5 protein-coding genes are annotated in these 8,200 nt (G+C 54.7%); 4 read left to right on the top strand and 1 reads right to left on the bottom strand.

The window, feature by feature from the left end:
• Nucleotides 1-314, bottom strand: a 314-nt coding sequence (locus VKV18_RS08945; RefSeq protein ID WP_324203863.1) for a hypothetical protein, incomplete at its 3' end; no start/stop codon positions are given.
• Nucleotides 315-506: 192 nt separating this feature from the next.
• On the opposite strand from VKV18_RS08945, the gene VKV18_RS08940 reads away from it, so the two are divergent.
• The 4 genes from VKV18_RS08940 to VKV18_RS08925 all read left to right on the top strand — a co-directional run bounded on the left by VKV18_RS08940 (nt 507) and on the right by VKV18_RS08925 (nt 8,194).
• The gene (locus VKV18_RS08940) at nt 507-1,772 is read left to right on the top strand and encodes an exonuclease SbcCD subunit D (protein ID WP_324203862.1); all 1,266 of its coding nucleotides are present in this window, start codon (nt 507-509) and stop codon (nt 1,770-1,772) included.
• A gap of 15 nt (nt 1,773-1,787) precedes the next feature.
• Nucleotides 1,788-4,916 carry an SMC family ATPase gene (locus VKV18_RS08935; protein WP_324203861.1) on the top strand — a complete coding sequence of 1,043 codons (3,129 nt, stop codon included), beginning with the start codon at nt 1,788-1,790 and terminating at the stop codon, nt 4,914-4,916.
• 174 nt (nt 4,917-5,090) lie between these two features.
• A complete protein-coding gene (locus tag VKV18_RS08930; RefSeq protein WP_324203860.1) occupies nt 5,091-5,390 on the top strand; it encodes an ATP-dependent Clp protease adaptor ClpS in 300 nt (99 codons plus the stop codon).
• The gene (locus VKV18_RS08925; RefSeq protein WP_324203859.1) at nt 5,387-8,194 is read left to right on the top strand and encodes an HD domain-containing protein; all 2,808 of its coding nucleotides are present in this window, start codon (nt 5,387-5,389) and stop codon (nt 8,192-8,194) included. The genes VKV18_RS08930 and VKV18_RS08925 overlap by 4 nt, the downstream gene beginning before the upstream one ends.
• Nucleotides 8,195-8,200 lie beyond the last annotated feature (6 nt).

Genomic DNA, 8,200 nt, shown 5'->3' with positions numbered 1-8,200 from the left:
TTGTAGACACTCAGCGTTTTACCGTCGCTGTAAACGGCCTGATAGGCAGCCCGATTCGGTACATTGATCACCAAGCGCAGAAGGTTGGGGCGCTTGGCGGAAAGGACAATCCCTTCCACAAACCGTTCCAGTGTGGTGCTGTTGGTTTGCAGCGTGGCTTCAACCGTTGCCCGCTCCGCGTAGCTATGAAGGTTAGCGTAGAGATTGGCGGTATAACGCAAAGCGTCCGGCAGATCGGCTGCCTTCCCCAACGAACACAGCGAAAGTAAGCACAGTATCATGCAACCGGAAAACACGGAAAGTCGGTTCACCATAGGGCACCAATGCGAACATAAGCTACACTAGTATACCTCTTCACTGCGTCTCATCTTTTTCTGGAAGCGAACAAGTGTCGCCTACCCCAAAACGTATGTTAGGGGTTGGAATCGCTTTCCGCCAAGACGAATGTTGCAGGCAGTGTTATAATGTTAGGAAATACGCATCGTGCGCACAAGGAACAACAGAACATGGGCTACACCGTCCGAGTTATGCATTTCGCAGATACCCATTTCGGCGTAGAGCAATACGGTAAGCTAGACGCTGCAACCGGCCTCAACTCGCGTTTATTGGATTTTAAAACGTCGCTTATGCGTGCTATTGATCGGGCTATTGAAGAGGACGTAGACATCGCAATTTTTACCGGCGATGCCTACAAGGCGCGTGACCCTCGTCAGACCGAGCAGCGTGAGTTTGCCGAGTGTATTCGCCGTCTCTCCGAAAAGGGCATTCCTGTAGTGCTGCTCACCGGCAATCACGACCTGCCGGTAATGAAGGGGCGTGCGAACGCCATCGAAATTTATCGAACGCTCGGCGTTGAAAAGGTCTACGTATACAGCCGTCCAGAAGTAGGGTGCATCCCCACAAAGCGTGGCATGCTGCGTGTTGCGGCCATGCCCTATTTGGCGAAGGGCGTGCTGATTGGGCGGGAAGAGTTGAAGCATTTCAGCTTAGATGAAACGCGCCGCTATGTGGAAGAACGTTACTGCTTCTACATTGAGGAGTTGGCGAAGAAGGTGAGGGAGGCAGAAGATGACATTCCCACGGTGCTCATGGGGCATTTCTGGGTAAGCGGCGCTAAACTTTCGAGTTGGCAACAGGGTTACTTAGGCAACTCCAACGAGCCTCAGGTTCCCCTCTCTGTGCTAACAAACCCCGCTTTCGATTATGTGGCGCTGGGGCACATACACCGCTTTCAAGACCTTCATCCTCAAGGCCAACCCCACGTGGTCTACTGTGGTAGTCCCGACCGCATAGATTTTGGAGAGCGTGAGGAAGAAAAGGGGTTTGTGATCGCCGATGTGTACAAGGGGGGAGCCGATTATCGGTTTTTTGCGGTAGATGTGGCTCGCAAGATGGTGGAGATCGAAGTGGATGCCGATTGCGATGATCCTACTGCGGCCATCCTCTCTGCCATCAGGCGTCACCCAATTCGAGACAACATCGTACGATTGATCTATCACATTGAGGCGGAGCGCGATTCTTTGGTAGACCAGCGCCTTATCGAAGAGGCCTTATCTCCGGCGCTGGTGCGTATCGTACGCCGCGCTATCCGTCGCAACATCAACACGCGTAACAGCGCACTAACCGAAAATCGCCGGCCACGTGAGGCGTTAACCCTCTACATCGAGACCCAAGACAAACTCCGACCCTTGAAAGACCGTCTGTTAGAGGCCGCCGAACCGCTCTTTCAGACGCTAGAACAAGAGGAGAGAGAGCTTACAACTTCGCTCTAGGGATGAGGCAACAGGATGATCCCGATTCGATTGAGTTTGAAAAACTTTATGAGCTACGGAGAGCCACCGGAGACGTTGACCTTTGATGGCCTTCATGTGGCCTGTCTGTCCGGTGAGAACGGCAATGGCAAGAGCGCCCTGCTCGATGCCATCACCTGGGCACTGTGGGGGCGCACCCGCATCGCATCGCAAGGGGTAAGTGAAGACGATCTCATTCGGCTTGGCGCGCAGGATATGGAGGTTCTCTTTGAGTTCGAGCTGAATGGGCAGCGCTACAAGGTCACCAAGAAGCGTAAGCGCGGCGGCAGCAGCGAATGGCACCTTGCCGGTTGGGATGGGAAGGACTGGATATCGCTTAGCGGAACGTCGCAACGGGAGACGGAAAAGCGCCTTACCCAGCTCCTCAGCATGGAGTATGAGACGTTCTTGAATTCGGCCTATCTACAACAAGGCCGTGCGGAGGAGTTTACGCGGCAAACCCCGGATAAGCGCAAGCAGGTGCTAGGGCAAATCCTTGGCCTCGAGCGCTACGACCGCCTCCAAGAGCTTGCACGCGAGCAAGTACGAGAGGCGAAAGCCCAGATACAGGAGCTTGAGGGGCAGGTGAATCTCTTAAAGCTGGAGGCCAACGATTTACAGCGGCGAAACGCACAGTTGCAAGAGGTGCGAGCCGGTCTTGAAAGGTTGCGCGAGGAGCTGGCCCAAAAAGAGCAAGAACATGCGCAACTGCACACGAAGCTTGTGGAGTTGCAGGCTTTGGCCGCACAGGTGAGAGAGCTTGAGAGGACACTTGCCGAGCAGAGGGCAGACACGCAAACCCGCAGGGAAGAACTTGCAAGAGTTGAAAGCCAAATTACGGAGATGGAAGCCCTGTTAGGGCAGAGTGAGGCCATCATCCGCGACTACGAGTTATGGCAAAGTGCGAAACAGAAGGCCGATGCGCTAGAACCGCAACTCAGAGAATATTATGCCGCCAATGAGGAGAAGGTGCGACGAGAGGCCGAACTGCAGCGTGAGGAGCAGGCCTTGCGTCATGCTATTGATGTAAAGCACCATGACATAGAGCAGCTTGAAAAAGAGATCGAGCAGAAGAAGCAGTTGGTAACAGAGATTCAAGCTTTAAACACCAAGCTCGAATCGGTAGAAGATGTTCAGACTCGTTCGGATCAGCTATCTGCACGGCAGCAGAAACTGGAGCGACAAAGGGAGACCCTGCAGACCGATTACGAAACAATCAGACAACTCGAGAACGATTGTAGTTTGGCACGTCAGGCTTTGCAGCACGAGATAGCATCCAAGCGGCAAGAGCTTGCCCAATGGCAACGGGATTTAGAGGCTCGAAATAGAATTCTTGCCGACATCGCGAATCTGGAGCAGCAGCTCGTCGGAGAAGAGCCGCTTCAAGCGGAGTTGCAGTCGGTGCAGCAGGAGTTGGCGGAAGCAACGGAAAGGTATCAGGGGCTGAAGGCGCAATATGACCGCTTGAAGCAGGATATAAGCGAAATTAAAGAGGTATTACCCATTCTGCAACAGGCTGGGGCCAGTTGCCCGGTATGCGCTTCGGAGTTGAACGACGAGAAGCGGCAGCGACTTATTGCCTCACATCAGGCGAAGTTGCAGGAACGTGAGGAGCAGCTCGAACGGGTGCGGCAGCAGGGCATCGAGCTGAAAGAGAGGAGAAAACAGCTTGAGGAGAAGCAACAACGCCTAGAGGCGCAGCGACACCGGTTTATCGAGCAGAGAGCGCGGCTGCAGGAGTTGCTAGCGCAACGAGAGCAGTACGATACCGTGGAGGAAAAGCTGCAGCAGACGCAGAAGGAGCTGGCCGATCTGGAGGCGACAGCCGCAAGTAATGAGCTGCGCCCGCTGTTGCTACGGCTTGGTAATGCGCAGGAACCGCTTCAGCGCCTCGCGCGTTTTGAAATCGCCAACGTGGAGCAACTGATTTCACAACGTCAAACGATAGAGGCGAAGCTGAATGAGGTGCGGGAAGCGGAAAGACAGAATAGAGAGAAGATAGAGGCGTTACAGAAGCAACGGGAGGAGATACTGCAGTGGCACACCCGTTTGGATGCGCTGCAGTCGCGATTACAAGAGTACGATGGGGTTGAGTCGAGATTAGAGCAAGCGCGCAATGAGCACAACGAATTACAGCAAAAGCTCGAAAAAGGGGATTTTGGTCATCCGGTAAGAGCCAAGTTGACGATCGCCCAAAGGACGCTTGACCGACTGCAGGAGGTTAGCACGCAGTACGAACAGGCGAAGCGAAAGGCAGAGGCCCTAGAGCCGGCCCGCGAGCGCTTTCGCTTGCTCGAAGATGCACGCGCCCAAATTGAGCCGATGCGCGAGGAGAGGCAGCGGCTAAACCGTCTCATTGACGAAAGACAAGCGCAGATACAGACTCTGGAGGAAGAGCAAGCCGAAAAATGCCTTATGTTAGGGCAGATTGACGAAGTGCAACAGCGGTACGAGGCGGCTAGACAGGCGCTTGACGAGGTTCGCCGACTTAGTGAAGAACAGAGGGTTGAGGAGGGGCGACTTGCCGAGGCGGTGCAACGTGCGGAAAGGGCAACTCTTGACTTGCGAGAGAAAGAAACCGCTTTAAAAGCCTGGAAGGAGCGGCAAAGCCTCTATGAACATTTAGACGCTGCATTTGGCAGAAAAGGGGTTCAGGCGCTTATCATCGAGAACACGCTGCCGGAGTTGGAAGAGGAAGCCAACGAGATTTTACGCTCTTTGACAGACGGCAAAATGCAACTGCGTTTTGAAGTGGTGCGCCCGACACGCTCCAAGCGCGGTGAGATTGAAACGCTCGATATCCGCATTACGGACGATATGGGCACACGCCCCTACGAACTGTTTAGTGGGGGAGAGGCCTTCCGCATCAGTTTTGCCATCCGCATCGCCCTCTCGCGCCTACTTGCTCGCCGCAGTGGCACTCGTTTGCAAACCTTAATTATGGATGAGGGGTTTGGGTCGCAGGATGGAAAGGGGCGGGAGCGCCTGGTGGAAGCCATCGAGGCGATCAAAGACGATTTCGAGAAGATTTTAGTGATTACCCACATGGAAGATCTGAAAGATGCCTTCGCACATCGTATTGAAGTAACGAAAGATGAGCGTGGCTCACATATCCATTTGGTGTAGAGGAGGAGAAAGATGCTAAGGAAACACTTTTTTGCAACACATCATTATTCTTTCGGCTACGCGCAAAAACCTCCTCTTCTGATGGGTGCTGGGTGTGACGAGGTGCAGAGCACTCTGCCCCAAAAAATCGCCAGATTTTCCGGTGATCCCACTGTCGTCTTCGGGGAGAGAGGCATGGGGTTTGCAGAGAACTCCATTAAGGCGCTGCCAAAGGGAGAGGAGCAAGAAAGCATAGGAGGCAGCGGGGCGGAGTGGATTGTTGTGGTGTACGACAACGACTATAACACGGTGGAGGAGGTCATTCACATCCTCATTGCCGCAACGCACTGTTCGTTTGAAGAGGCCGCCATCGAGACTTGGGAGATACATCACTTAGGTAAATCGGTGGTTCATCACGCCGACAAGGAGGAGTGCGAGCGGGTAGCCAGCATCATTGCCACCATTGGCATTCGGGTAGAGGTTAAGCAGGAATGAAGAAACGCCCAAAAGGCTCCGATCGGCCCCAGGTCTCCCCTCCTCCGCTTTCCGTGTTCCCAGAACTCAAGGGGGGCGAAGGGGATAAAGTCGTTTGCAGCACCGTCGGCCTCAAAGCATCTTGCGATTTTTCGGGAGAGCCTAGCGTTGGCCGCGAGGCCTATGCGGCCCTAAAAACCTTGAGCGATCCGGAGCAGATAGCGGCCTTCTTCCTTGCAGAACGCGAGAAACTGAACGATGAGATAAAGGCTCCTCTGCGCGATGAGGGAGGGGACGCCGGCCTGAAGAGTGTAAAAGCACCCTCCGGCACGCAGATGGCACGTCGCTTCAGCGACCTGACCGATGCCATGATCGAGCGATTGTTCGAGTTGGCCTGCGAACGCATTGGGGAGGCACCTGACGGTGTGCCGCTCTGTATTGTGGCAACGGGTGGCTATGGCAGAAGAGAGCTTTGTCCCTACTCCGACATAGACATCACCTTCATTCCTCTTCGTGATGGGGAGGCCCGAACCGATCAGGTCGTTCGATATATGTTCCAGGCCCTTATGGATATCGGAATGAATCGTGTTGGGCTGGAGGTGGGTTACGCCTATCGCCTGTTGGAAGATTGTGGCAACCTCGATCTGCTTACCATAAGTGGGCTATTAGATGCCCGGCTCATTGTGGGCAGCGAACGACTTTTTATTCAGTTTGAAGACGCTTTTTGGAATAACTTTAACGCGACCGACTTCATTTTTGCCAAGCTGGAGGAGCGTTCGCGGGCGCTTGCGAAGCACGGGATGGTTCCTTACCATGTTGAGCCGAATTTGAAGGAGGGACCCGGAGGGCTGCGGGATTTTCAGACGATGGTATGGCTGCTGCAGGCACGCCATCATCTGCCGGCAGCACGCGTTCGTGGCGAACGAGTTTTTCAGGTGCTGCAACAAGAGATGCATTTAAACGAAGAGGACTGCAAACAACTCGCCTTAGCGAAGGAGCACCTTTTTCAAATTCGGAACGCCCTGCATGCGCTTAGCGGAGCCGAGCGCGATGTGCTGGTGGTCACTCGCCAAGAGGAGGTAGCTCAGGCGTTGGGCTACGGCCGAGAGCCGGCCTCCGCAGAGACGTTTATGGCCGAAACCTATGCCCATTTGGCAACGCTACGGCGATTTGCCTCCTCCACATTCCGGCGTGTAGAGCATAGCCGTCTCATTTTAGGGATCGGGTTAGACTGTAAGCATCGGCAGATCGTGCCCGCTAACGATGCCCTGATCGCCGACGACCTCGGTTGGATTTTGTGGATTTTCGAGTTGGCCCAAAAGTATCAGCTGGAGATCGGAGAGGCGCTGGAGCCTATCATTATTGAGCTATTGAAGTCTAAACCGGAGGTTCCCGCAGACCGTAGCATCCGTCAGGTGTTCACTCGGCTGCTTTCGGCAACGGGCAAAGTTTACCCCATTCTGCAGAAGATGGCCGATTTGGGGGTGCTTGGCTGGCTATTGCCGGAGTTCGGCGTGCTGATGAATCTCATTCCCTACGATCCCGCCCATGAGTATACGGTGGGCCAGCATACCCTCTATGTGATCAAGCATATCGAAGCTCTTTTGGAACCACACCATGCCAATGAAGAGCTATTCACGGAGATGCGCCGTCTGCTGCTCGAGCTTCCTCATCCCGAATGGCTTATGTTGGCGGCCCTGCTTCACGATTGTGGAAAGGCCGTGCCCGACGTGCCGCATGCCGAGAGCGGAGAGCGCATTGCACGGGCGATATGTAAGCGACTGGAATGGGATGAAGAGGCCACTGAGGCCGTCTGTTTTCTGGTGAGGAACCATCTGTTAATGGCGGAGACCTCGCGCCTACGCGATCTCGATAGAGAACAGACCATTGCCGATTTTGTGCGGGTGGTAGACGACGTAGATCGGCTTAACATGCTCTACTTACTAACCTATGCCGATACACGCGCCGTTGGTGAGGGGGTGTGGACACCGGTAAAGGGGCATTTTTTGAGGACGCTATGGCTGCGGGCTTTGGATGCTCTCTACGCACGCGAAGAGGTTGAAGATGAGGAGACATTAGTGGCGCGTGCACAGAGAGCGCTGCTGAGAGACACCAGTTTCCACACGCTTCCGGCCGAGTTGGTAGAAGAGCACATCCAGGCCATGCCAACGAGCTATCTGCTGAATCAGCCCGTGCAGCGCATCGCCGCCCACATCGAGTACGTTCAGCGTGTACGTGCCGGCGAGCTTGTGATCGCCTTTGAAGACGAGCCAACGGCGACCTACTCCGAATTGACGGTCTGTACTTATGACGACCCGCAGCCCGGACTATTGGCTAAGATCGCCCTAGCGCTCTTCTGCGCCGGGGTAACCGTTCATGCCGCCCAGGTGTTAACCCGTGTTACCGCAAGTGAACGTATTGCCATAGATACCCTTTGGGTAGACTACCGTGGTCGCCATCTCCTGCCCGGCAAGAGGAAAGAGGTGACTGAGCTACTAAAAAAGGTGATACGCGGGCAACCTTTGGCGTTGCCGGCTGCACAGCAGGCAAAAGGGATGTATGTGCGAGGTGTGAGTAAGAATGCGGAGGAGGAGATCGTGCTCATTGAAGTAGCGGGTGAGGAGCAGATGGGTGCGCTCTACTGGCCTGCAGCGGCTCTCGCGCATTTGGGGTGGAATATCCAGAGCGCGCGGATATCGGTGTGGCAGGGGGAAGCGCGCGCGGTTTTCTATGTGCAGATACCGCACAATCTGTCGGAGATCGAGATAGAGGGTCGCCTAAATGCCGCTTTGCAGCTTGACAGGGGTGAGAGAAGCAAGGCATAATGCGTA

It is taken from the genome of Chthonomonas sp. (genome assembly GCF_035294505.1).
Classification (GTDB): domain Bacteria; phylum Armatimonadota; class Chthonomonadetes; order Chthonomonadales; family Chthonomonadaceae; genus Chthonomonas.
This window is presented reverse-complemented; position numbering and strand designations above follow the sequence as displayed.